We start from the raw sequence: 23055 nt of genomic DNA, 5'->3' as shown, positions 1-23055 counted from the left end.
TGACGCCTGATTTCACGCCGCGGCGGTCGAGTCGCGCACGGTGCGGACGACGACCGATCGCAGCGATTCCAGATTGGCCGCCATGCCCGCGATGGCCTGCCTGACCTCCGCGGCACGCTCGTTCACCGAAGCGGCGTCACGGCTGACATTGGCGATCTTGGCCGAGACCTCCTTGGCAGCGGATGCCGATTCGGAGATCGACCGGGCGATCTCCCGCGTCGCGGCGTCCTGCTCTTCCATCGCGGCCGCAACCGAGGTCGCCACGCCGTCGATCTCGGCGATATGGCCGCCCATGGTCTCGACGGCATCGACGGCGGCCTCGGTCGAGGCCTGGATCTCCGCGATCAGGCGTCCAATCTCCTCGGTCGATTTCGCGGTCTGGTCGGACAGGGATTTCACTTCGGCAGCGACGACCGCAAAACCGCGACCGGCCTCGCCGGCGCGCGCCGCCTCGATCGTGGCGTTGAGCGCGAGCAGATTGGTCTGGCCGGCGATGCCGCCGATGAGGTCGGAGACCTCGGCAATCTTCTTCACCGACCCTGCCAGCGCCTGGATGGTCGAACGCGCCTGCTCGCGGCCCGCGACCGCGGACTTGGTGACAGCAGAGGTGCGCCCGACCTGCGTTGCGATCTCCCGGATCGAGGCGCTCAGCTCTTCGGCGGCGGCCGAAACGGTCTGCGAACTGCCGAGCGCCTGGGTGGAGGCTGCGGCGACCGCCTGCGATTCCGAGGACAGGGATCGCGCGATCTCGGACAGGCTCGAGGCAGCGCGCTCGACACCTTGCGTCGCCGCACTGGCGGTGTCGACCGAGCGGCCGGTCTCGCGCTCGACGGTCTCGGCCATCTGGTGCAGCGCACCGCGCTTTGCAAGTGCCGCCTCCTGCTCTTGCCGCAACTGCTCCTCGCGCAGGCGCGAATTCTCGATCGCTCCCTGCTTGAACACCTCTAGCGCGCCAGCCATCGAGCCGACCTCGTCCTGACGATGCGCGAATGGAATATCGGCGGCGAGATCGCCTCTGGCGAGCTTCTGCATCGTGTCCGTCATGCGGACGATCGGGCGCACCACGCCGAGCGCAACGCCGAGCAGGCCCGCGGCAATGAAGGCGAGCACGGCTGCTGAGACGCCGAGCAGAATAAGGAGCATTGCGCTGTCGCGGTCGGCGGCCAGCTTCTCCATATCGGCATTCTGCTTGTTGGCGCTGTCGACGATGCTGTCGATGACGGTGCGATGCGCAGTGTAGGCGTCCTTGAGCTGTGCATAGGCGCGTTCGGCACTGGCCATATCCTTGGCCTTGAGCGCCGGCAGGAGCTGATCGGACAATAGCTTCCAGAACTTCTGCACCTCGGCGTCGGACCTGGACACCAAAGCCGTCTTCAGGTCGGCCGAGAGGCTGGAGGCAGTCCAATAGGCCTTGCGCTCGTCGTAATCCTTGCGGAGCTGGACCAGGCGCTCGCCATGGGCCGCCAACTGGTCCGGCTCGCGCATGGCGAGGGTGGCTTCGAGATAGGCCTCGATGACATATTCCGGAGGCGGCAGGATATCGGCGATGAGGTCATTGCCGAGCTTGATATCGGAATAGAGCGGCCCGCCGACCTTCAGCTCGCGCAGGGCATAGAGGCTGGTCGAGACGACCGCCGTGAAGCCGATGGCCAGAACGATGCCAAACGCTATGATCGCCGATGTCAGCGAAAGACGAATCTTCATGAAACAATCCGATAGCCCGCGCCAAATAAGACGAAGATTATAGGACTGTGGTAAACACGGACTTTATTCGCGCGGAAATTGCATCCCGCGCGCCCCCCCGGGGAAATACGGGAGCACTGCCGGCGACCTGACGTCGCCGGCATGCCTTGCCTCACACGTCGAAGAACACCGTCTCGCCGTCGCCCTGCAGGCGCAGGTCGAGGCGATAGACCGGCTTGCCGGCCTCGCGCACCGCGATCAGCGTGGCGCGGCGGTCGGCCGGCACCAGCGACAGCACGGGATCGGCGGCATTGCCGGCCTCGTCACTGAAATAGATGCGGGTGTAGAGATGCCGGAGCATGCCGCGCGCGAACACCGCCAGGACGATGTGCGGCGCCTGTGGCTTGCCATCAGGATCGGGAACCGTGCCCGGCTTGATGGTGTCGAAGGAATAATTGCCGTCCTTGTCGGTACCGCAGCGGGCAAAGCCACGGAAGCTCGCGTTCGGCAGCGCGCGCTTGTCCTGCGGATCGGCGTAGCGGCCCTGCGCATCCGCCTGCCAGATCTCCAGCATGGCGTCGGGCACGACTGCACCGTCGCCGTCGAGCACCCGGCCCTCGATGCGGACGCGGTCGCCGGAGACATCGGGCGTCAGCGTCGAGTTGGTGAAGGCATCATTCCAAGCGTACTCGCCTGTCGGCGTCAGGCCGTATTTGAAGAAAGGGCCGACCGTCTGCGACGGCGTGATCCCCTCGGGCTTCGCAGAATTCTGCACGTTAGTGGGTCTCCATGGGGGTGGCGTTCTTGCCGCGCAGCACGATGTCGAAGCGGTAGCACAGCGCCCATTCGGGCTTGGTATTCTCCAGGTCGAACGAGGAGACCATGCGCATCCGCGCCTTCTCGTCCGGCACCGAGTTGAAGATCGGATCGAACGGGAACAGCGGATCGCCCGGGAAGTACATCTGTGTCACCAGGCGCGAGACGAAGGAATGACCGAACACCGAGAGATGGATGTGGGCGGGACGCCAGGCATTGTGGTGATTGCCCCACGGATAGGCGCCGGGCTTGATGCTGACGAAGCGATAATAGCCTGATGCATCGCTCACCGTGCGGCCCGCGCCGGTGAAGTTCGGATCGAGCGGCGCCGGATGCTGGTCGCGGACATGGACGTAGCGGCCGCAGGCATTGGCCTGCCAGATCTCGACCAGCGTGTTGGCCACGCCACGGCCGTCCTCGTCACGGACATGGCCGTGCACGATGATGCGCTCGCCGAGCGGCTCGCCCGTGTGCTGGGTGGTGAGGTCGTTGTCGCCCTCGCGCACGGTTTCGTGGCCGTACACGGGCCCGGTGAGTTCCGACAGGGTGTGGCGCATCGGGATCAAGGGCTTGTTCGGCGCACGCTTGATCGAGCTCTTGTACTCGGGCGACAGCGGCAGCGGATGCGCCTTGTTGCTGTCGGTGGGATAGATGAATGTCATTGGCGAACTCCTCCCCGGCCATTCCGGTGGCCGGACACCTTTGCGCCAATCATTATAGAATATAACTAATTTAGGGAAGCCGCTTTCGCGCCCTCCCCTCACTGTGGCCGGCCTGTCCTATTTGATCGGCGCGCGCGGCAGCACGGCCTCGCCGGCCTCGAGCCGGTAGGTGTGGTCGAGCGAATACCAGGTCGCCGAAACGTCGCGCGCGGTCGGATGCGGCGTCTCGTGGCGCACGAACTTGCCGATCAGCGCCTGCGTCACGCCGAACTGCACGTCGCTGTCGATATGAGGATCGTTGGGATCGTAGACCTGCGAGATCAGCACCTTGAAGCCGGGCTTGCAGATCAAAGCGTGCAGATGCGCCGGACGATAGGGATGCCGGCCCTGCGCCTCGAGCAGACGGCCGACGACGCCGTCGGTCGGAATCGGATAGCCGATCATCATCACCGAGCGGAAGGAAAAGCGCCCGTCGGCATCGGTGGTGAACTTGCCGCGCAGGTTCATGTTGGCCTGCTCGGGATCCTGGTTCTCGTAAAGCCCGACCGGCGAGGCGTGCCAGACATCGACCTCCGCCCCGACCACCGGACGGCCGTCCTTGTCGACGACGCGGGCGCTGACGAACAGCGGCGCGCCGGGGGTTTCGGAGCGGACGATCGACCCATCGTTCTCCACCCGCGGCGAGTTCAAACGCCAGAACGGGCCGAGCAGCGATTGATCGGTTTCCGTATTGCCCTGGTCGCCGTTGTTGAGCAGGCAGACCAGCGACGAGACGCCGAGCGAGCCCGCCATCAGCACCACTTCGTTATGCGTGTCGGTGGTCAGCTTTCCGAGCTCGGCAATGATAGAGGTGGCGTCGCGGAATTCCTTCTCGGTCAGCCTGACGTCACGGACGAAGCCGTGCAAATGCTTGACCAGCGAGACCATGATCTGCTGCATCCGCGGATCGGACGTCCGCTCCATCACCGCCAGAGCGGCGGCCGTGACGTCCTGCTCGCGCGCGATGATCATGGTGTTCTCCCAACCACCGGACTCTTCGCCTCTCCCCGCAAGCGGGGAGAGGGAGAGAAGAGAACTCAGTTCACCTTCTCGATCGCGACAGCCACGCCCTGGCCGACACCGACGCACATGGTGGCGAGCGCGAGCTTGCCGCCGCGCTTCTCCATGCCGTGCACGGCGGTGAGCGCGAGGCGCGCGCCGCTCATGCCGAGCGGATGGCCGAGCGCGATGGCGCCGCCATGCGGATTGACGAAATCGGCATCGTCGGCGACGCCGAGCTGGCGCATGCAGGCGATGCCCTGCGAGGCGAAGGCTTCGTTCAGCTCGATCAGGTCGAAATCGGTGATCTTCTTGCCGAGCCGCTCCATCAGCTTGCGGGTGGCCGGTACCGGGCCGATGCCCATGATGCGCGGCGGCACGCCGGCCGAAGCGAGACCGAGAATGCGCGCGCGCGGCGTCAGGCCGTGCTTCTTCACAGCGGCTTCGGACGCCAGGATCATCGCGGCCGCGCCGTCATTGACGCCGGAGGCATTGCCGGCGGTGACCGTGCCGGGATTGCGCACGATCGGCTTCAACTTGGCGAGCCCTTCGAGCGTGGTCTCGGGGCGCGGATGCTCGTCCTTGTCGACGGTGATGGGGCCGGCCTTGCCGCCGGGAATGGTGATCGGCGTGATCTCTTCGGCGAAATAGCCCGATGCGATCGCCTTGCCGGCGCGCTGCTGCGAGCGGATGGCGAAGGCATCCTGGTCGGCGCGCGAAACCTGGAATTCCTCGGCGACGTTCTCGCCGGTCTCCGGCATCGCGTCGACGCCGTACTGCGCCTTCAGCAGCGGATTGATGAAGCGCCAGCCGATGGTGGTGTCGAAGATCTCGGCGGAGCGCGAGAACGCTTCCTGCGCCTTGCCCATCACGAAGGGCGCGCGGGTCATGGATTCGACGCCGCCGGCAATCGCCAGCTCGATCTCGCCGGAGCGGATGGCGCGGCCCGCGGCGCCGACCGCGTCGAGGCCCGAGGCGCAGAGCCGGTTGAGGGTCTGGCCGGGCACCGAATCCGGCAGGCCTGCGAGCAGCAGGGCCATGCGCGCGACATTGCGATTGTCCTCGCCGGCCTGGTTGGCGCAGCCGAAGAAGACTTCGTCGACCTGCGCCCAGTCCAGATTGGGATGCTTGGCCATCAGCGCCTTGATCGGGGCGGCCGCGAGGTCGTCGGCACGCACCTTGGCGAGCGAGCCGCCGAAACGGCCGATCGGGGTCCGTACGGCATCGCAGATAAAGACGTCACGCATCGTTGTTCTCCCTGGCTGCCGCGGTCCGGCCCAAATTCTTTAATGTCGGCGGAGTTTTAGGAGGGCGTCCGCGGCAGGTCAATTGACCGATACACGCGTGTTCCGAGGGGGTGCACGCCGACCACGCATGCCGCGATGCGGACAACGTGGAAAACCTCGGCGATCAGGCCAAACCGATAGGAGCTGGAGGCGAAATTTTGTAGGTTGCGCGGCCCATGACGATGCAACAGCCGATCCCCGCGCCGCCCCCCAACGAGGTCCCCGCTCAGCCCGCGGAAGCCGCTGCGCGCGTCACGCCGATGATGGAACAGTATCTGGAGATCAAGGCGGCACATCAGGGCCTCCTGCTGTTCTACCGGATGGGCGACTTCTACGAGCTGTTCTTCGAGGACGCCGAGATCGCGTCCAAGACGCTCGGCATCGTCCTGACCAAGCGCGGCAAGCATCAGGGTGCCGATATCCCGATGTGCGGCGTGCCGGTCGAGCGCTCCGAGGACTATCTGCACCGCCTGATCAGCGCCGGCCACCGGGTCGCGGTGTGCGAGCAGACCGAGGACCCTGCGGCCGCGAAGGCACGCGGCAACAAGAGCGTCGTGCGCCGCGGCGTGGTGCGGCTGGTCACGCCGGGCACGCTGACCGAGGACACGCTGCTGGATGCGCGCGCCAACAACTATTTGCTGGCGATCGCACGTGCCCGCTCCTCCGCCGGCGGCGACCGTTTCGGGCTTGCCTGGATCGACATCTCCACGGCTGAGTTCACCGTCACCGAAGTTTCGGGTGGCGAGCTCGCCGCAACGCTGGCGCGCATCAACCCGAACGAGGCCATCATCACCGACGCGCTCTATGGCGACAACGAACTCGCGCAGACCTTGCGCGAGCTCCCGGCGGTGACGCCGGTCACCCGCGACGTCTTCGACGGCGCCACCGCGGAGAAGCGGCTCTGCGACTATTTTGCGGTCGCGACCATGGACGGGCTGACGCAGCTGTCGCGGCTGGAGGCCAGTGCTGCAGCCGCCGCCGTCACCTATGTCGACCGCACCCAGGTCGGCAAGCATCCGCCGCTGTCACCGCCCTCGCGCGAAGCCTCCGGCGCGACCATGGCGATCGATCCCGCCACCCGCGCCAATCTGGAGCTGACGCGAACGCTCGCGGGCGAGCGTCGCGGCTCGCTGCTCGATGCGATCGATTGCACGGTAACCTCGGCCGGCTCGCGTCTGCTGGCACAGCGGCTCGCCGCGCCTTTGACGGACCCAGCGGCGATCGCGCGGCGGCTCGATGCCGTCAGCGCCTTCGTGGCGGATTCGGCTACGCGCGAAGACATCCGCAGCATTTTGCGCGGCGCGCCCGACATGTCGCGGGCGCTCGCCCGTCTCTCGGTCGGCCGCGGCGGCCCGCGCGACCTCGCGGGCCTGCGCGACGGCATCCTCGCCGCCGACCAGGTGCTGGCGCGGCTCGGCGAACTCGACCAGCCGCCGCAGGAGATCGCCGCGGTGATGGCGGCGCTGAAGCGGCCGTCACGCGAGCTCGCGGCCGAATTCGCCCGCGCGCTCGACGAACAACTGCCGCTGATCAAGCGCGACGGCGGTTTCGTTCGCCAAGGCTACGAGCCGGCGCTCGACGAGGCGCGAAACCTGCGCGACGCCTCGCGCCTGGTCGTGGCCTCAATGCAGGCGCGCTACGCCGACGACACCGGCGTCAAGGCGCTCAAGATCCGGCACAACAACGTGCTCGGCTATTTCGTCGAGGTGACCGCGCAGCACGGCGACAAGCTGATGTCCGCGCCGCTCAACGCGACCTTCATCCACCGCCAGACGCTGGCGGGCCAGGTGCGCTTCACGACTTCGGAGCTCGGCGAGATCGAAGCCAAGATCGCCAATGCCGGCGACCGCGCGCTCAACCTCGAGCTCGAGATCTTCGAGCGGCTCTGTGCCAAAGCGATCGAGATCAGCGATGATCTGCGGGCCGCTGCGCAAGGCTTTGCGCTGCTCGATGTTGCGACCTCGCTGGCCAAGCTCGCGGTCGATGAGAATTATGTCCGCCCGGAGGTCGACGGCTCGCTCGGCTTTGCAATCGAGGCCGGCCGTCATCCCGTGGTCGAGCAAGCCCTGAAGCGCAATGGCGAGCCGTTCATCGCCAATTCCTGCGACCTCTCGCCGAGCCCAGCGCAAAAATCCGGCCAGCTCTGGCTGCTGACCGGCCCGAACATGGCGGGTAAATCGACCTTCCTGCGCCAGAACGCGCTGATTGCCCTGCTCGCGCAGATCGGCAGCTTCGTGCCCGCCGCGCGCGCGCGGATCGGCATCATCGACCGCCTGTTCTCGCGCGTCGGCGCCGCCGACGATCTCGCCCGCGGCCGCTCCACCTTCATGGTGGAGATGGTCGAGACCGCGGCGATCCTGAACCAAGCCGGCGAACGTTCGCTCGTCATCCTGGATGAGATCGGCCGCGGCACCGCGACCTTCGACGGCCTCTCCATTGCCTGGGCCGCGATCGAGCATCTGCACGAGAGCAATCGCTGCCGCACGCTGTTCGCAACGCATTATCACGAGCTCACTGCGCTCTCGGCAAAACTGCCGCGCACGTTCAATGCGACGGTGCGGGTCAAGGAATGGCAGGGCAATGTCGTGTTCCTGCACGAGGTGCTGCCGGGCTCGGCCGACCGTTCCTACGGCATCCAGGTGGCAAAACTAGCCGGCCTGCCGCCGGCCGTGATCACGCGCGCGAAATCGGTGCTGGCAAAACTCGAAGCTCAGGACCGCGGCCAGACCGCGCGTGCGCTGGCCGACGATCTGCCGCTGTTCGCGGTGCCCTCACGCGCCGCCGCCGAGGCTGCGCCGCCGAGTGAGGCCGAGCTGCTGATGGAGGCGGTGAAGAAGTTGCATCCCGACGAGATGTCGCCGCGCGAAGCGCTGGATGCGCTCTATGCGCTGAAGGCGAAACTGCCGAAGCAGTGACGGGTGCTGTAGGGTGGGCAAAGGCGCAAAGCGCCGTGCCCACGATCTCTCTGTAACCGCTGAAGAACGTGGGCACGCTTCGCTTTGCCCACCCTACGATTCCTGCGCGCTTTGCTACGCCCTCGCCGCCATAGCCGCTGCTTCCGCGGCAGCGCGCTGCATGCTGGTCGACATCTCGTTCGTCACCGTGCTCTGCTCTTCGATCGCGGCGGCGGTCGAGGTGACATATTCGCTGACGTTGTTGATCGCCTGCTTGATCGAGCTCAGCGCGCTGACGACATCGCCGGAAATGCCGTTGAGGCTGCCGATCTCCTGGCCGATCTTGTCGGTGGCCTGTTTCGCCTGGTTGGCGAGGCTCTTCACTTCGGACGCCACCACGGCAAAACCACGACCGGCTTCACCGGCGCGGGCGGATTCGATCGTGGCGTTCAGCGCCAGCAGGTTGATCTGGCCGGTGATGCTGTTGATCATCTCGACGATGCCGCTCATCGCCTGCGCGGCTTCGGTCAGACGTTGCGCCTGGGCATCGGCGGCGGCGACTTGATCCACGGCGCTCATCGCGGTCTCGCGCGACTTGGTCATTGCCTCGGAGATCTCGCGCACCGAAGCGTTGAGTTCCTCCGAACCGGCCGCGACGGATTCCATCATGCCGCGGACGCGCTCGTTGCCCATGCGGACCAGCACCTGCTTGGTGGTGTCGGTGGCATATTTCACGACCTTGAACGGCTTGCCGTTGAGGTCGAAGATCGGATTGTAGGAGGCCTGGATATAGACTTCCTTGCCGCCCTTGCCGATGCGCTTGTATTCCCCGGCCTGGTACTGGCCGCGGTTGAGCGCGGCCCAGAACTCGCGATAGGCCGCGCCGTCGCGCTCGCTGGGCTCCACGAACATGCTGTGATGCTTGCCCTTGATCTCGGCCAGCGAATAGCCGAGCGCGGTGAGGAAGTTGGCATTCGCGGTATTGACCGTACCGTCCATGTTGAACTCGATCACCGCCTGGGCCTTGTCGATCGCCGCGATCTGACCGGCGAGGTCGGCGTTCTTCAGCTTCTGCGCGGTGACGTCGGTCGCGAACTTGACGACGCCGTAGGGTTTTCCGCTTTCGTCGAGCAGCGGATTGTAGGAAGCGAGGATCCAGACCTCCTTGCCGCCCTTGCCGATCCGTTTGAACTCTCCCGCCTGGTAGTCGCCGCGGTTGAGCGCGGCCCAGAATTCGCGATAGGCCGCGCCGTTGCGGTCAGCTTCTGCGACGAACAGGCTGTGGTGCTTGCCCTCGATCTCGGCAAGCGAATAGCCGAGCGCGTTGCAGAAATTCTCGTTGGCCGTGACGATGGTGCCATCGAGCTTGAACTCGATGACGGCCTGGGCGCGGCTGATGGCGGCGATCTTCGAAGCATCCGTCATGCTCCGGATTTTCTTCGCAGTGATGTCGGTCGCAATCTTGGCGACCATCACCGTCTTGCCGTCGCCGTCGAGCACCGGATTGTAGGACGCTTCGATCCAGACCTCGCGGCCGCCTTTCGCGATCCGTTTGAACTCCCGCGCCTGATACTCGCCGCGGTTCAATGCAGCCCAGAACGCCTTGTACTCGGCACTGTCGCGCTGGTCGGCCGGCACGAACATGGAATGATGCTTGCCCTGGATTTCGCCAAGCTGATAGCCGAGGGCGTCGAGAAAATTCTTGTTGGCCGTGATGATCGTGCCATCCAGATTGAATTCGATCATCGCCTGAGAGCGGCCGATAGCATCGAGCCGCGCTTGTGCATCAACCTGGGATTTGCGACCGAACATCAAAGAATCTCCATCTCGAAATTAGGTGGACAGCTCGTGGGGGAAGTGAACGTCGCGGCGACACAGCCGTACTCAAATCGACAATTCCCGCGAGTCCCCTGCACTCGGATGCAATCGGGACGGGTTCCGCGCTGACAACAGCGGAAGCGGGTACGCTCGGTTATTCGTAGATGAAAAGCGCGAAGAAAGTTCTAATGGACCTGTCGTAAACAGGCAGGAGCCGGCACCGCGGGACGCCTGCCGAGGGCGGCGCCAATCACGGGCGCAATTTGAAATGACACATGTCATTCAATGGCTTGTTCGAACGCGACACTGATTGCCGGCATCCCGGAACGGACTTTGCGCAGCGCGGTGTCGAGCTGATCCGTAGTCTCACGGTGACCGCGCCTGCATCGCGCGCCGGCCGATCCACCACAGCGTCAGATTCCACATCACGCAGGTTGCAAGCGCAAGACAAAGGCCTACCGGCGATCCAAATTCCACGACCGCAACGTGCATCACCGCGATCGCCATGCCGAATCCGAGTAGCCCCCAGGCTGAGTTGGCGAGCACGGCGGCGGTCGGCGGTCCGCCGATACGCGGATGCAGGATCACCATCATGCTGGAGAACACCACCGGATACAGCGCGATGACGCCGCTGATCCGCGGCCCGACCCAACCCGAGGTCGAGACGACGATGGCGACGAGAGTCGCGACGAGCGAGGCCCGCATCGGAATGTCGTACCAGCGGCGCGTCACCAGCGGCATCTTCACGTGGCGATAGCCTGACAGCAGCGGGATGCAAATACCGAACGCGACGAAATTCGCGGCGAGCCCGGCGATCAGGGTCCAGTCGAACATGCGGATGACCGAGGCCAGCGCGATCCAGAGCGCGACGGCGCTGCCGCAACTCACGACCAGACTATGCCGCTGCGCCAGCACGACATAGGTGAGAGCCATGAAGATCGTCGCGGCATTGACCGGAAGACTCGACAATGCGCCCTGAGCGATGAAGGCAGCGTCATGGTCAATGGCGAGGAAGACGTAGGAAGGACCGGCGGAAACCGGCAAGGTCGCGACCAGCGCGCCGATCACGGGGCCCGCGCGCTCGGTGATGACGGACGCCGACACGACGAACGCCGCGGCGATCGCCATGCGCAGGAGGAGGAAGAGGATAAAGTGGAGATCGAGGGGCATTCTGTCTGTCATTCCGGGGCGCGCAAAGCGCGAGCCCGGAATCCGTAACCCCAGGCCATAGTGGTGAAGAGCTGGAGCAACGGCCGTCGCAATCACGACAGCCTGGGGTTATGGTTCCCGGACTCGTGCCAAGCGGCGCGCACCGGGACGACACCGAATATCGGGTTACGACCTTCGCCTCACATCCTTTGCATGGACACCGAAACCTTCGGGCCGTTCTTGATGGTCTGGTAGACCACGCAATAGCGTTCGGTGAGCTTGAGCAGGAGGTCGAGCTTGTCCTGCGGTGCGTCGGTATCGACCTCGAAGCGCAGGCGTATCTCGGCGAAGCCGACTGGGGTTTCCTTGTCGATGCCGAGTGTGCCGCGGAAATCGAGATCGCCCTCTGCGTAGACGTTGCCGCTTCTGAGCGGCACCTCGATCGCTGTCGCGACCGATTTCAGCGTGACGCCGGCGCAGGCGACCAGCGCCTCGAGCAGCATGTCGCCGGAGCAGAGTTCGAGACCGGAGCCACCGGTCCCGGGATGCAGCCCGGCCATCGCGATGGCCCGGCCGGTCTCGACCTTGCAGGCGATGCCTTCACTGTCGGTCGAGCCCTTGGCCTTCAGCGTGATCAGCGCGGCCTTTGGATCGGTCTTGTAGCGCTCCTTGATCGGGGCCTGCATCTGGCGCAGCTCTGCGGCATCCATCGTGTTTTCTCCCTGACGTCCCGATGAGCGGTATAGGAGGCGATCGGTTTCGTGTCAGCCCATGATTGGTGGAAGCTGTCATGAGCAGCCGAGGGCGCAAGAGAGAAATTCGAATATATTCAGTATGTTACATCGGTCGATGTGATCGGCATTGGGGCCGACAGGCCTGCGCGGCCGAACTCGCCCCTCGTCCGTCCACGAATGTCTCGTGACAGCGCCTGCCACCTCTTATATCCGGTGAGACATGGACACCGTTGCGACTGAGCACAAACCAGAGGTGGATGATCGCTTCGACACTGCGCGGATCACCGCCGCGGTCGATGCGCTTGCCGAAAAGCATCAGGGACGCGAGGACGCGTTCCGCACCGCCATGGCGCAATTGCTCAAGACCGAGCTGATCGCGGCGCGCGCCGCGGCCCAGGCGATCCTGCTCAAGGACCGCCACGGCCGCCGCTGTGCCGAGCGGCTGTGCCACGTCCAGGACGAGATCATCCGCATCCTCTATTCGGCCGCGACCCGTCATCTCTACCGCTCCCCGATCCCGAGTGGCGCCGAGCGCATGGCGGTGGTGGCGACCGGCGGCTATGGCCGCGGCCTGATGGCCCCGGAGTCCGACATCGATCTCCTGTTCATCCTGCCCTACAAGCAGACCGCCTGGGGCGAGCAGGTCGCCGAGGCCATTCTCTACTGCCTCTGGGACATGGGCCTGAAGGTCGGCCACGCCACCCGCTCGGTCGATGAATCGATCCGCCAGGCGCGCGGCGACATGACCATCCGCACCGCCATCCTGGAGACACGCTTCCTCACCGGCGACAAGCCGCTCTATGACGAGCTGGTCGAGCGCTTCGACAAGGAGGTGGTGCAGGGTACCGCCTCCGAGTTCGTCACGGCCAAGCTCGCCGAACGCGAGGAACGCCACCGCCGCGGCGGGCAGTCGCGCTATCTGGTCGAGCCCAACGTCAAGGACGGCAAGGGCGCGCTGCGCGACCTGCACACGCTGTTCTGGATCGCCAAATACGTCTATCGGGTCCGCGATACCGACGAGCTGGTCGAGCGCGGGGTGTTCGATGCGCAGGAGTACCGCAGCTTCCGGCGCTGCGCCGATTTCCTCTGGTCGGTGCGATGCAATCTGCATTTCTACTGCAATCGCGCCGAAGAGCGTCTCTCCTTCGACCTCCAGCGCGAGATCGCCGTCAGGCTCGGCTATACCTCGCATCCCGGCATGCAGGACGTCGAGCGCTTCATGAAGCACTACTTCCTGGTCGCCAAGGAAGTCGGCAATCTCACAGCGATCCTGTGCGCCAAGCTCGAGGACCAGCAGGCCAAGCCGGCGCCGGTGCTGAGCCGGGTGATGGCACGGCTACGCCCGACCGCCGCGAAACGGCGCGTCCCCGAGAGCGACGACTTCATCGTCGACAACAACCGCATCAACGTCGCCGCGCCCGACGTCTTCAAGCACGATCCGGTCAATCTGATCCGCATCTTCCGCCTGGCGCAGAAGAACAATCTCGCCTTCCATCCGGATGCGATGCGCGACGTGACGCGCTCGCTCGGCCTGATCAACGCGCAGATGCGCGAAAATCCCGAGGCCAACCGGCTGTTCATGGAGATCCTGACCTCCGACAATGCCGAGATCGTGCTGCGGCGGATGAACGAGACCGGCGTGCTCGGCCATTTCATCCGCGCTTTCGGCAAGATCGTCTCGATGATGCAGTTCAACATGTATCATCACTACACCGTCGACGAGCACCTGATCCGCTGCGTCGGCTTCCTCCAGGACATCGAGCGCGGCGGCATCGAGGAGTTCGCGCTCGCCAGCGACCTGATGCGCAAGATCCGGCCCGAACATCGCGCGGTGATCTACATCACGACGCTGCTGCACGACATCGCCAAGGGGCGGCCGGAGGATCACTCGATCGCAGGCGCCAAGGTCGCGCGACGGCTCTGTCCGCGGCTCGGCTTCAGCGCGGCGGATACCGAGCTCGTGGCCTGGCTGATCGAGGAGCATCTGACGATGTCGACGGTCGCGCAATCGCGCGATCTCTCGGACCGCAAGACCATCGAGAATTTTGCCGCCGTAGTGCAGTCGGTCGAGCAGATGAAGCTGCTGACAATCCTGACCACCGCCGACATCCGCGGCGTCGGCCCGGGCGTGTGGAACGGCTGGAAAGCGCAGCTCCTGCGCTCGCTCTATTATGAGACCGAGCCGGTGCTGACCGGCGGCTTCTCGGAGGTCGACCGGGGAAAACGTCTCACCGCCGCCTACGCCGAATTCCGCAATGCTTTCGCCGAGTGGCCGCCGGACGAGCTCGATGCCTATATCGGCCGGCACTACCCGGCCTACTGGCTCAAGGTCGAGCTGCCGCGAAAGATCCGCCACGCCCGCTTCGTGCGGTCGAGCGAACAGGCCGGCCACAAGCTCGCGATCAATGTCGGATTTGACGAGGTGCGCGGCGTCACCGAGCTGACGATCTTCGCCGCCGACCATCCCTGGCTGCTGTCGATCATCGCGGGTGCCTGCGCTTCGGCGGGCGCCAACATCGTCGACGCCCAGATCTACACCACGACCGACGGGCGCGCGCTGGATACGATCTCGATCTCGCGGGAATACGACCGCGACGAGGACGAGGGAAGGCGCGCCACCCGCATCGGCGAGATGATCGAGGACGTGCTGGAAGGCAAGCTGCGCCTGCCCGAAGTGGTGGCGCGTCGCACGGTGCGCAGCAAGGCAAAGCCGTTCGTGATCGAGCCGGAAGTGACCATCAACAACCAATGGTCCGATCGCTACACCGTGATCGAGGTCTCCGGCCTCGACCGCCCCGGCCTGCTCTACGAGCTGACCACGGCGATCTCCAAGCTCAACCTCAACATCGCTTCGGCCCATGTCGCGACCTTCGGCGAGCGCGCCCGCGACGTGTTCTACGTCACCGATTTGCTCGGCGCGCAGATCAACGCCCCGACCCGCCAGGCTGCGATCAAGAGCGCGCTGACGCATGTCATGGCCGGCGACAAGGCGGTCCAGCCGGCGGCGTAGAGATCCTAAACCTCCACGCCCTCGTGCCTGAGCAGCCAGCGCTTGCGCTCCAGCCCACCACCGTACTTCACCAGCGAGCCATCCGCGCCGATCAGGCGATGGCACGGCAGCACCACGCTGATCGGGTTCGAGCCGTTGGCGTGGCCGACCGCCCTGATAGCCTTGGGCATCCCGATCTTTGCGGCGAGCGCGCCGTAGCTCATCGTGGTGCCAGCCGGAATCTTCGCCAGCGCCATCCAGACCTTTTGCTGGAACGGCGTTCCGGCAACGCGCCATTCGATACGCGCGAGCTGGCCGAGATCGCCCTCGAAGTAAGCCGACAACGCAGCCTTCATCGCCGTCGGCGCAGCCTGATCGATCAGATCCACCGCGCCATGATGCAGGCGCAGGAGCTCGCGCATGCGGTGCTCGTAGTCGTCCCAATCGAGCGCGCGCAGCGTACCGTCGACATCGGTGACGAGCAGCGCGATCCCGATCGGCGTCGACAGCCGATCGAGGCCGAATCGTTCAGGCATCCTGGTTGATCGGGCGGGCATTGCGGCACCATCACCTTGAAACACGCCATCGCACTTGCCATGCAGGCCATGCTAACATCCACCCGAAAGCTGACGCTTTTGGGGGAGCTCAACTTGATTCTCATCGCCAATGTCCTGGTGGCGCTGGTCGCCGCGCTGCACACCTATTTCCTGATCCTAGAAATGTTTCTCTGGGACAAGCCGTTGGGCTTGAAGACATTTCGCAATACGCCTGAAAAGGCCGAGATCACCAAGGTGCTTGCCGGCAATCAGGGTCTCTACAACGGCTTCCTCGCCGCCGGCCTGATCTGGGGTCTGATGCATGGCAATCCGGCCGTCGCGTTTCAGATCAAGGTGTTCTTCCTGCTCTGCGTGGTCGTGGCCGGCGCGTATGGTGCGGCGACCGTCAGCACGCGCATCCTGATCGTGCAGGCGCTGCCGGCCGCGGCCGCACTGGCCGCCTTGTTCCTGGCCTGAGACCTTGGTCTGAAACGCCACGGCGCAGCGCCGCGATCCTTGCGCGGCGGCGGACGTTCCTCCACAATCTTCGACAGCGATGGCGACCGTTGCAATCAACGGAAAAAGACCATCGACTGATAATTCCGTCAGGAGGAACAACCCAATATGACCAATCGCAGAGCCTTCCTAGCTGCCACGACGGCGCTCGCCGTCACCTTCTCCGCCGGCCAGGCCCTCGCACAGAAGAAATACGACACGGGTGCGAGCGACACCGAGATCAAGATCGGCCAGACCGTGCCGTTCTCCGGCCCCTATTCGGTCTACGCCAACATCGGCAAGACCCAGGCCGCCTATTTCAAGATGATCAACGACCAAGGCGGCATCAACGGCCGCAAGATCAACCTGATCCAGTATGACGACGCGTATTCGCCGCCGAAGACGGTCGAGCAGGTGCGCAAGCTGGTCGAAGGCGATGAAGTCCTCTTCACCTTCCAGCTGATCGGCACGGCCGCGAACGCCGCCGTGCAAAAATATCTCAACGGCAAGAAGGTGCCGCAGCTGCTCGCCTCGACCGGTGCCGAGCGCTTCAACGATCCGAAGAACTATCCCTGGAGCATGGCGTACAATCCCAATTACGTATCCGAGGGAAGGATCTACGCGAAGTACATTCTCAAGGAGCATCCGAACGCCAAGATCGGCGTGCTCTACCAGAACGACGACATGGGCCGCGACTATCTCGCCGGCCTCAAGAGCGGCCTCGGCGACAAGGCCGCCAGCATGATCGTCGGCGAGGTGTCCTACGAGGTCACCGATCCGACCGTGGATTCACAGGTGGTCAAGCTGAAGTCGATGGGTGTCGACGTGTTCTTCGATGCCTCGACGCCGAAATTCGCGGCACAGGCGATCAAGAAGCTCGCCGACCTCGGCTGGACGCCGGTGCACATCCTCGACATCAATGCGAGCCCGATCTCGGCCACGCTGAAGCCGGCCGGCCTCGACATCTCCAAGGGCATCATCTCGACCCAGTATGGCAAGGAGCCCGGCGACCCGCAGTGGAAGGACGATCCCGGCGTAAAGGCATTCTTCGCGTTCATGGACAAATATTTCCCCGAAGGCGACAAGCTCAACACCGTCAACACCTACGCGTATTCGGTGGCGGAGTTGCTGGTTCAGGTGCTGAAACAGTGCGGCGACGACCTGACGCGCGAGAACGTCATGAAGCAGGCCGCCAGCATCAAGAACTTCACTCCCAGCCTGGCGCTGCCTGGCATCAAGATCAACACCGGCGCCGACGACTACCGCGTCAACAAGCAGATGCAGATGATGAAGTTCAACGGCGAGCGCTGGGAACTGTTCGGCCCCATCATCGAGGGCTCGAGCCCGGCGGGTTAGTCGAACAGCTCTGAAATGCAATCGGCGGCCTGCGGGCCGCCGATTTGTCTGAGACGTCTATTTCGGCACCTCGCCGAAATTCTTGCCCACCGGCAGCACCGCGTGGCGGATCAGGCGGGAATCCTCCACCGCGGCCTGGCGATGCTTCACCGCCTCGCGATAGACGGGATCGCGGATCATCTCGACGAAGGCGGCGACATCAGGATATTCGGCGATGAAGCAGTGGTCCCAGCGCTCGTCCTGCGGACCGATCAGCATCAGCTCGAACCGGCCCTGCCAGATGATGCGGCCGCCGAGGCGCTCGAACACCGGCCCGCTCTCGCGACCGTAGGCCGCATAGGCTTCCGCGCCGCTGACCTTGCGGCCGTCGGGATAGGCCGCCTCCTTTCGCAAGCGCACCAGATTGAGCATGTGAATCGGACCCGGGCGATCGTTCTCCCGGAATTGCGCGAAGATCTCCTTGGTCGGATCGATGTGGCCCATGCGAACTCCCTTTGCTTTATGGCCGCGATCCTAGCGCTGCCGCCCCATGAGCGGAACTGCGGCCTCGGAATGCCGCATCTCCTAATCAGACGTTAAGCACGGGGTAACCGGGCCTTAAACAGCGACCGCTAGCGTGCGGCGGGGCGGGTGACCGGGCGTTTTGCGTATGGGGTCGGCAAAGAAAAAGGGTGGGCGGAAGGAGCCGCTGTTCGGCTTGCCCGCGGCGCTCGCCGATCTGCGCCTGACAGCGGCAGACCGCATTCCCGGCGGCGGCGACGACAAGCCGAAAAAGTCCTCCGGTAAGCGCAAGAGCGATCCGCCCGACGACGAGCCGCCGCGCGAGCGCAAGGCGCCGGCAAGCCGCAGCGGTGCCAAGCGCCGGTCGAAATCATCCATCGGCGCCGGCCTCGGCCGCCTCGTCTATTGGGGCGCGGTGCTGAGCTTGTGGGGCGTCATCGCCGTGATCGGCGTCGTGATCTGGGTCGGCGCCCATCTGCCGCCGATCCAGTCGCTGGAGATTCCCAAACGCCCGCCGACGATCCAGATCGTCGGCATCGACGGCACCCTGCTGGCGCAGCGCGGCGAGATGGCCGGCGCCAACGTGTCACTGAAGGATTTGCCGCCCTATCTGCCCAAGGCCTTCATTGCGATCGAAGACCGCCGCTTCTATTCGCATTTCGGCATCGACCCGGTCGGCATCCTGCGCGCCCTCGTCACCAACGTGCTTCACCGCGGCGTCTCGCAGGGCGGCTCGACCTTGACGCAGCAGCTTGCGAAAAACCTGTTCCTGACCCAGGAGCGCACCATGCAGCGCAAGCTGCAGGAGGCGGAGCTCGCGATCTGGCTCGAACGCAAGCACTCCAAGAACGAGATCCTTGAGCTCTATCTCAACCGCGTCTATTTCGGCTCCGGCGCCTACGGCGTCGAAGCGGCTGCGCAGAAATATTTTGGCAAATCGGCTAAGAACGTAACCATCGCGGAAGCCGCAATGCTGGCCGGCCTCGTCAAGTCACCCTCGCGGCTCGCGCCGAACCGCAATCCGGAAGGCGCGGAGGCGCGGGCGCAGGTCGTGCTCGCGGCGATGGCGGACGCCAAATTCATCACCGAGGCACAGGCGCAGGCCTCGATCGGCCATCCCTCCTATGTCGTGAAGCCGGTCGGCGCCGGCACCGTCAACTACGTCGCCGACTGGATCGGCGAGGTGCTGGACGATCTGGTCGGGCAGATCGATGACAGCATCAAGGTCGAGACCACGATCGATCCAAAACTCCAAGCCGTGGCGGAAGCCGCCGTCATCGACGAGCTCGCGGCCAAGAGCGTGAAGTTCAATGTCAGCCAGGGCGCACTGGTGGCGATGACGCCCGATGGCGCCGTGCGCGCCATGGTGGGCGGGCGGAACTATGCCGAGAGCCAGTACAACCGCGCGGTCACGGCGAAGCGCCAGCCGGGCTCCTCGTTCAAGCCGTTCGTCTATCTGACGGCGATGGAGCAAGGCCTCACCCCCGACACCGTCCGGCAGGACGCGCCGATCGAGGTCAAGGGCTGGAAGCCTGAGAACTACACGCATGAATATTTCGGCCCCGTGACGCTGACGCAGGCGCTGGCGATGTCGCTCAACACCGTCGCCATCCGCCTCGGCCTCGAGGTCGGACCGAAGAACGTGGTTCGCACCGCGCACAGGCTCGGCATCTCCTCGAAGCTCGAGCCCAACGCCTCGATCGCGCTCGGAACCTCGGAAGTCTCGGTGGTCGAGCTGGTCGGTGCCTATGCGCCGTTCGCCAATGGCGGCTTCGCAGCGACCCCGCATGTGGTGACGCGGATCAAGACGCTCGACGGCAAGCTGCTCTACATGCGTCAACCCGACGAGCATAATCAGGTGATCGAACCGCGCTATGTCGGCATGATGAACACGATGATGCGCGAGACGCTGATCTCGGGCACCGCCAAGAAGGCCGAGATTCCCGGCTGGCAGGCGGCCGGCAAGACCGGCACCAGCCAGGATTATCGCGACGCCTGGTTCATCGGCTACACCTCCAACCTCGTCACCGGCGTCTGGCTCGGCAATGACGACAACTCGCCGACCAGGAAGGCGACCGGCGGCGGCCTGCCGGTGGAGGTCTGGACCCGCTTCATGCGCGCGGCGCACGAAGGCGTGCAGGTCGCCGCCTTGCCGAACCTGCAGAGCAATTGGGGACCATCGAACCTGGCGCAGATCTCATCGCAGATCTCGCCGCCGACGCAGCTGGCGCCCACGCCTGGCTATGCGCCCGGCCCCGCTCCTGCGCCGGTCAGCAATGGCGGCTATCGTGCGCCACCGCCGACACGCGCCAATGTACGGCCGGAAGCAGCTGCGGGACTTGATGGCTGGCTGATGGACCGGTTGTTCGGCGGGAATCGTTAGGCGTCAGAATAAGAACGCGAAAACAACCCCATGCACAGTAGCCGGAGGTTGCGGCGGGATGCGCGGTGGACGTTTGGAGGTCGTTGATCTGGCTGACGGATCGGCGGCCGTGGCGCAAAGCGCGCCATGCTTGCCTCAAACTCCGCTGTCATTGCCCGCGAAAGCGGGCAATTCAGTACGCCGCGGCGTCTCGGATTAACGACAACTGTCTCTGGAATACCGGGTCGCCCGGTCAAGCCGGGCGACGACACTGTGTGTTGGGCGAGCAGCGCGCCCTAATCCTCGACCCCATAGCGGTGCAGATCATTGCCGCAGGTGTCGAGCCACTTCTTGGCGCGCTCCATCGAGGGGCAGATCTTGCCGCAGACGCGCCAGAACCGGGCCGAGTGGTTCATCTCGACCAGATGCGCCACTTCATGCGCGGCGAGATAGTCGAGCACGAAGGGCGGCGCGAGGATCAGGCGCCAGGAGAACGACAGCGAGCCGGCCGAGGTGCACGAGCCCCAGCGGCTGGACTGATCGCGGATCGAGAGCCGCTTCACCTTGACGCCGAGCTCGGCGGCATGGGTCTCCGCCGAACGCTGCAGGTCGCGGCGCGCTTCGCGCTTGAGGAAGTCGCCGACGCGGCGATCGACATGCTCGAGCCCGCCGGCGACGCAGAGAATTTTCTCGCCGCTATCGCGCGTCTCGGTCCACACCGTGCCGCGCTGTCCGGCGCGATGCACGATGCGATGAGGGACGCCGCGCAGCGGTATCACTGTGCCAGGCTGGAACGGCGCGGCCTTCGGCAAACGACCAAGACGCGCGGCAATCCACGCGCCGTGACGCTGCGCGAAGTCCTTGGCGTCGGCGAGCGTGCCGCGCGGCGGCATGGTGAGGATGGCTTCGCGGTCGCTTGGATGAATTCTGAGCGTGTATCGGCGCGCGCGTCTGTGCCGGCGCAATCGGATGGCAAAAAACTGCGATCCGTGGGTGATGACGAGGGTCTTCGGTTCGTGGGGCCGACGATAAAGGAGTGCGCGAGTGGCCATGTCTGTCAGTCCGGGGGGCAGGAGAGCGCCCGGATTCTGCCATAACCGCCGCCATGGAAAGCGCTCGGCGCAAAAACAAATCATTTGCCCAATATACAGCGGTCAGGCGTCCGGGAGACCCTACAGACTGGGGTTGGAACCGGCTTTTTTCGCCCCCGCTGGACGCATGCGACACCCCCAAGGGGTGAGGATAGACTCACTCCTAGAGAGCTACCTAAATACCGCGAATCTGGAGGGAACTCCCCCTGCCGAAGGCTCCGCCCGGGGGCGAAATCTTCGACGGGAAAGCCGAAATGCGAGCACTATTCAGCCGCGCGCGCCTGCAGTGAGCTCGGATTGGCCGCCGAAACCATGAAGTCATGGATGCGTGGCACGATCTCCGACTTGAAGCGCGAGCCGTTGAACACGCCGTAATGTCCAACGCCCTTCTGCACGTAATGAACGCGGCGATGATCGGGAATTGCACTGCATAGCGCGTGCGTCGCTTCGGTCTGACCGAGCCCCGAGATGTCGTCGTTCTCGCCTTCCACCGTCATCAAGGCAACGCGCGTCACCTTGCTGGGATCGACGCGTGTTCCGCGATGGGTCATCTCGCCCTTCGGAAGCGAGTGCTTCACGAATACCGTATCGACCGTCTGCAGGTAATATTCGGCCGAGAGATCCATCACCGCGAGATATTCATCGTAGAATTCGCGATGCTTGTCGACGAGGTCACCGTCGCCCTTCACCAGATTGGCGAACAGCTGCTTGTGAGCATCCATGTGCCGGTCCAGGTTCATGCTGATGAACCCGTTGAGCTGCAGGAAGCCCGGATAGACGTCGCGCATCATGCCCGGATGCGGGAAGGGCACCTTGGTAATGACGTGATTGCGGAACCAGTCGATGCCGCGCTCCTGCGCGAGGTTGTTCACCGCAGTCGGATTGCGGCGCGTGTCGATCGGACCGCCCATCAGCGTCATCGAGGTCGGCACGAAGGGATCGCGCCGCGCTTCCATGACCGAGACGGCCGCGACGACGGGCACGGAGGGTTGGCACACCGCCATCACGTGGGTGTTGCCGCCGAGGACATGCAGCATCTCGATGACGTAATCGATGTAATCGTCGAGATCGAAGCGGCCTTCGCTCAAAGGCACCATCCGGGCATCGGCCCAATCGGTGATGTAGACCTCGTGCGCCGGCAGGAACGCTTCGACCGTGCCGCGCAGCAGCGTCGCGTAGTGGCCGGACATCGGCGCGACGATCAGCACACGCGGCTGCGGGCTGCGCAACGGGCGCGCGAACTTGCGATCGAAATAGAGCAGCCGGCAGAACGGCTTTTCCCACACCGAACGAACCTCGACGGGAACCCGGATGCCGTTGACCTCGGTATCGTCGAGGCCCCATTCCGGCTTGCCGTAGCGGCGCGTGGTGCGCTCGAACAATTCGCAGGCCGCGGCGACCGACTTGCCGACCTCGGTGCGCGCCCAGGGATTGAGGGGATTCTGAAACAGGAGCTTGGTCGCGTCGGTGACCGCGCGTGCCGGATTGAGAGAGGCGTGCGCCATCTCGTACATCCAGTACATCGGCGTGGTCAGAACCGGGCTGCCTTCTGCTGCCAGGGGCGGTGCGCCGCCAAACTCACCAATAGGCATCGCTATATTCCTCTTCGCATCGCAGCATACTGCCGAATGCGTAATATTGCGTC

General features: G+C 64.7%; 17 protein-coding genes. 5 read left to right on the top strand and 12 right to left on the bottom strand.

Going from position 1 to position 23055, the window contains the following annotated elements; translation table 11 throughout:
• Positions 1 to 12 precede the first annotated feature (12 nt).
• The 5 genes from IF809_RS04155 to pcaF form a co-directional block, all read right to left on the bottom strand.
• Entirely contained in the window at positions 13 to 1704 is a 1692-nt protein-coding gene (locus IF809_RS04155; RefSeq protein WP_128969016.1) for a methyl-accepting chemotaxis protein, read from the bottom strand.
• Between the two features lie 151 nt (positions 1705 to 1855).
• Positions 1856 to 2458, bottom strand: coding sequence for a protocatechuate 3,4-dioxygenase subunit alpha (pcaG, locus tag IF809_RS04150; protein WP_128969017.1), 603 nt, complete (start codon positions 2456 to 2458; stop codon positions 1856 to 1858).
• A 1-nt stretch (position 2459) separates the two neighbouring features.
• Positions 2460 to 3161 carry a protocatechuate 3,4-dioxygenase subunit beta gene (pcaH, locus tag IF809_RS04145; protein ID WP_128969018.1) on the bottom strand — a complete coding sequence of 234 codons (702 nt, stop codon included), beginning with the start codon at positions 3159 to 3161 and terminating at the stop codon, positions 2460 to 2462.
• 117 nt (positions 3162 to 3278) lie between these two features.
• Positions 3279 to 4172 (bottom strand): dioxygenase family protein, encoded by an 894-nt coding sequence (locus tag IF809_RS04140; protein WP_128969019.1) that lies wholly within the window; start codon positions 4170 to 4172, stop codon positions 3279 to 3281.
• Between the two features lie 65 nt (positions 4173 to 4237).
• Positions 4238 to 5446 (bottom strand): 3-oxoadipyl-CoA thiolase, encoded by a 1209-nt coding sequence (gene pcaF, locus IF809_RS04135; RefSeq protein ID WP_462836903.1) that lies wholly within the window; start codon positions 5444 to 5446, stop codon positions 4238 to 4240.
• A gap of 215 nt (positions 5447 to 5661) precedes the next feature.
• Here pcaF and mutS point away from each other — a divergent pair, with 215 nt between their 5' ends.
• Positions 5662 to 8400: a DNA mismatch repair protein MutS gene (mutS, locus tag IF809_RS04130; RefSeq protein WP_462836902.1), complete on the top strand. Its 2739-nt coding sequence runs from the start codon at positions 5662 to 5664 to the stop codon at positions 8398 to 8400.
• A gap of 114 nt (positions 8401 to 8514) precedes the next feature.
• Here mutS and IF809_RS04125 read toward each other — a convergent pair whose 3' ends face one another.
• The 3 genes from IF809_RS04125 to IF809_RS04115 all read right to left on the bottom strand — a co-directional run bounded on the left by IF809_RS04125 (position 8515) and on the right by IF809_RS04115 (position 12056).
• Positions 8515 to 10191, bottom strand: a complete 1677-nt coding sequence (locus IF809_RS04125) for a methyl-accepting chemotaxis protein (RefSeq protein ID WP_453993844.1) — start codon at positions 10189 to 10191, stop codon at positions 8515 to 8517.
• Positions 10192 to 10563: 372 nt separating this feature from the next.
• Complete coding sequence (locus tag IF809_RS04120) at positions 10564 to 11367, bottom strand: hypothetical protein (protein ID WP_462836901.1); 804 nt, start codon at positions 11365 to 11367, stop codon at positions 10564 to 10566.
• A gap of 179 nt (positions 11368 to 11546) precedes the next feature.
• Entirely contained in the window at positions 11547 to 12056 is a 510-nt protein-coding gene (locus tag IF809_RS04115; RefSeq protein ID WP_128969024.1) for an OsmC family protein, read from the bottom strand.
• Positions 12057 to 12300: 244 nt separating this feature from the next.
• Here IF809_RS04115 and IF809_RS04110 point away from each other — a divergent pair, with 244 nt between their 5' ends.
• A complete protein-coding gene (locus IF809_RS04110; protein WP_128969025.1) occupies positions 12301 to 15090 on the top strand; it encodes a [protein-PII] uridylyltransferase in 2790 nt (929 codons plus the stop codon).
• A 5-nt stretch (positions 15091 to 15095) separates the two neighbouring features.
• On the opposite strand, the gene IF809_RS04105 is transcribed toward IF809_RS04110, so the two are convergent.
• Positions 15096 to 15626 (bottom strand): methylated-DNA--[protein]-cysteine S-methyltransferase, encoded by a 531-nt coding sequence (locus IF809_RS04105; protein WP_462836900.1) that lies wholly within the window; start codon positions 15624 to 15626, stop codon positions 15096 to 15098.
• Positions 15627 to 15674: 48 nt separating this feature from the next.
• Between IF809_RS04105 and IF809_RS04100 the strand changes: the two genes are divergently transcribed.
• Positions 15675 to 16082, top strand: coding sequence for a DUF1304 domain-containing protein (locus IF809_RS04100; protein ID WP_462836899.1), 408 nt, complete (start codon positions 15675 to 15677; stop codon positions 16080 to 16082).
• A gap of 147 nt (positions 16083 to 16229) precedes the next feature.
• The gene (locus IF809_RS04095; RefSeq protein ID WP_462836898.1) at positions 16230 to 17456 is read left to right on the top strand and encodes an ABC transporter substrate-binding protein; all 1227 of its coding nucleotides are present in this window, start codon (positions 16230 to 16232) and stop codon (positions 17454 to 17456) included.
• A 57-nt stretch (positions 17457 to 17513) separates the two neighbouring features.
• Here IF809_RS04095 and IF809_RS04090 read toward each other — a convergent pair whose 3' ends face one another.
• Positions 17514 to 17939 carry a DUF1330 domain-containing protein gene (locus tag IF809_RS04090; protein ID WP_462836897.1) on the bottom strand — a complete coding sequence of 142 codons (426 nt, stop codon included), beginning with the start codon at positions 17937 to 17939 and terminating at the stop codon, positions 17514 to 17516.
• Positions 17940 to 18105: 166 nt separating this feature from the next.
• Here IF809_RS04090 and IF809_RS04085 point away from each other — a divergent pair, with 166 nt between their 5' ends.
• Positions 18106 to 20340: a transglycosylase domain-containing protein gene (locus tag IF809_RS04085; protein WP_462836896.1), complete on the top strand. Its 2235-nt coding sequence runs from the start codon at positions 18106 to 18108 to the stop codon at positions 20338 to 20340.
• Between the two features lie 275 nt (positions 20341 to 20615).
• Here the strand turns inward: IF809_RS04085 and IF809_RS04080 are convergent, their stop codons facing one another.
• Entirely contained in the window at positions 20616 to 21455 is an 840-nt protein-coding gene (locus IF809_RS04080) for a M48 family metallopeptidase (protein WP_128969030.1), read from the bottom strand.
• A 218-nt stretch (positions 21456 to 21673) separates the two neighbouring features.
• Positions 21674 to 23002, bottom strand: coding sequence for a polyhydroxyalkanoate depolymerase (locus IF809_RS04075; protein WP_128969031.1), 1329 nt, complete (start codon positions 23000 to 23002; stop codon positions 21674 to 21676).
• Positions 23003 to 23055 lie beyond the last annotated feature (53 nt).

Source organism: Bradyrhizobium sp. UFLA06-24 (assembly GCF_054967145.1).
The sequence above is the reverse complement of the archived record's forward strand: the minus strand, read 5'-3'. Positions and strand labels throughout refer to the sequence as shown.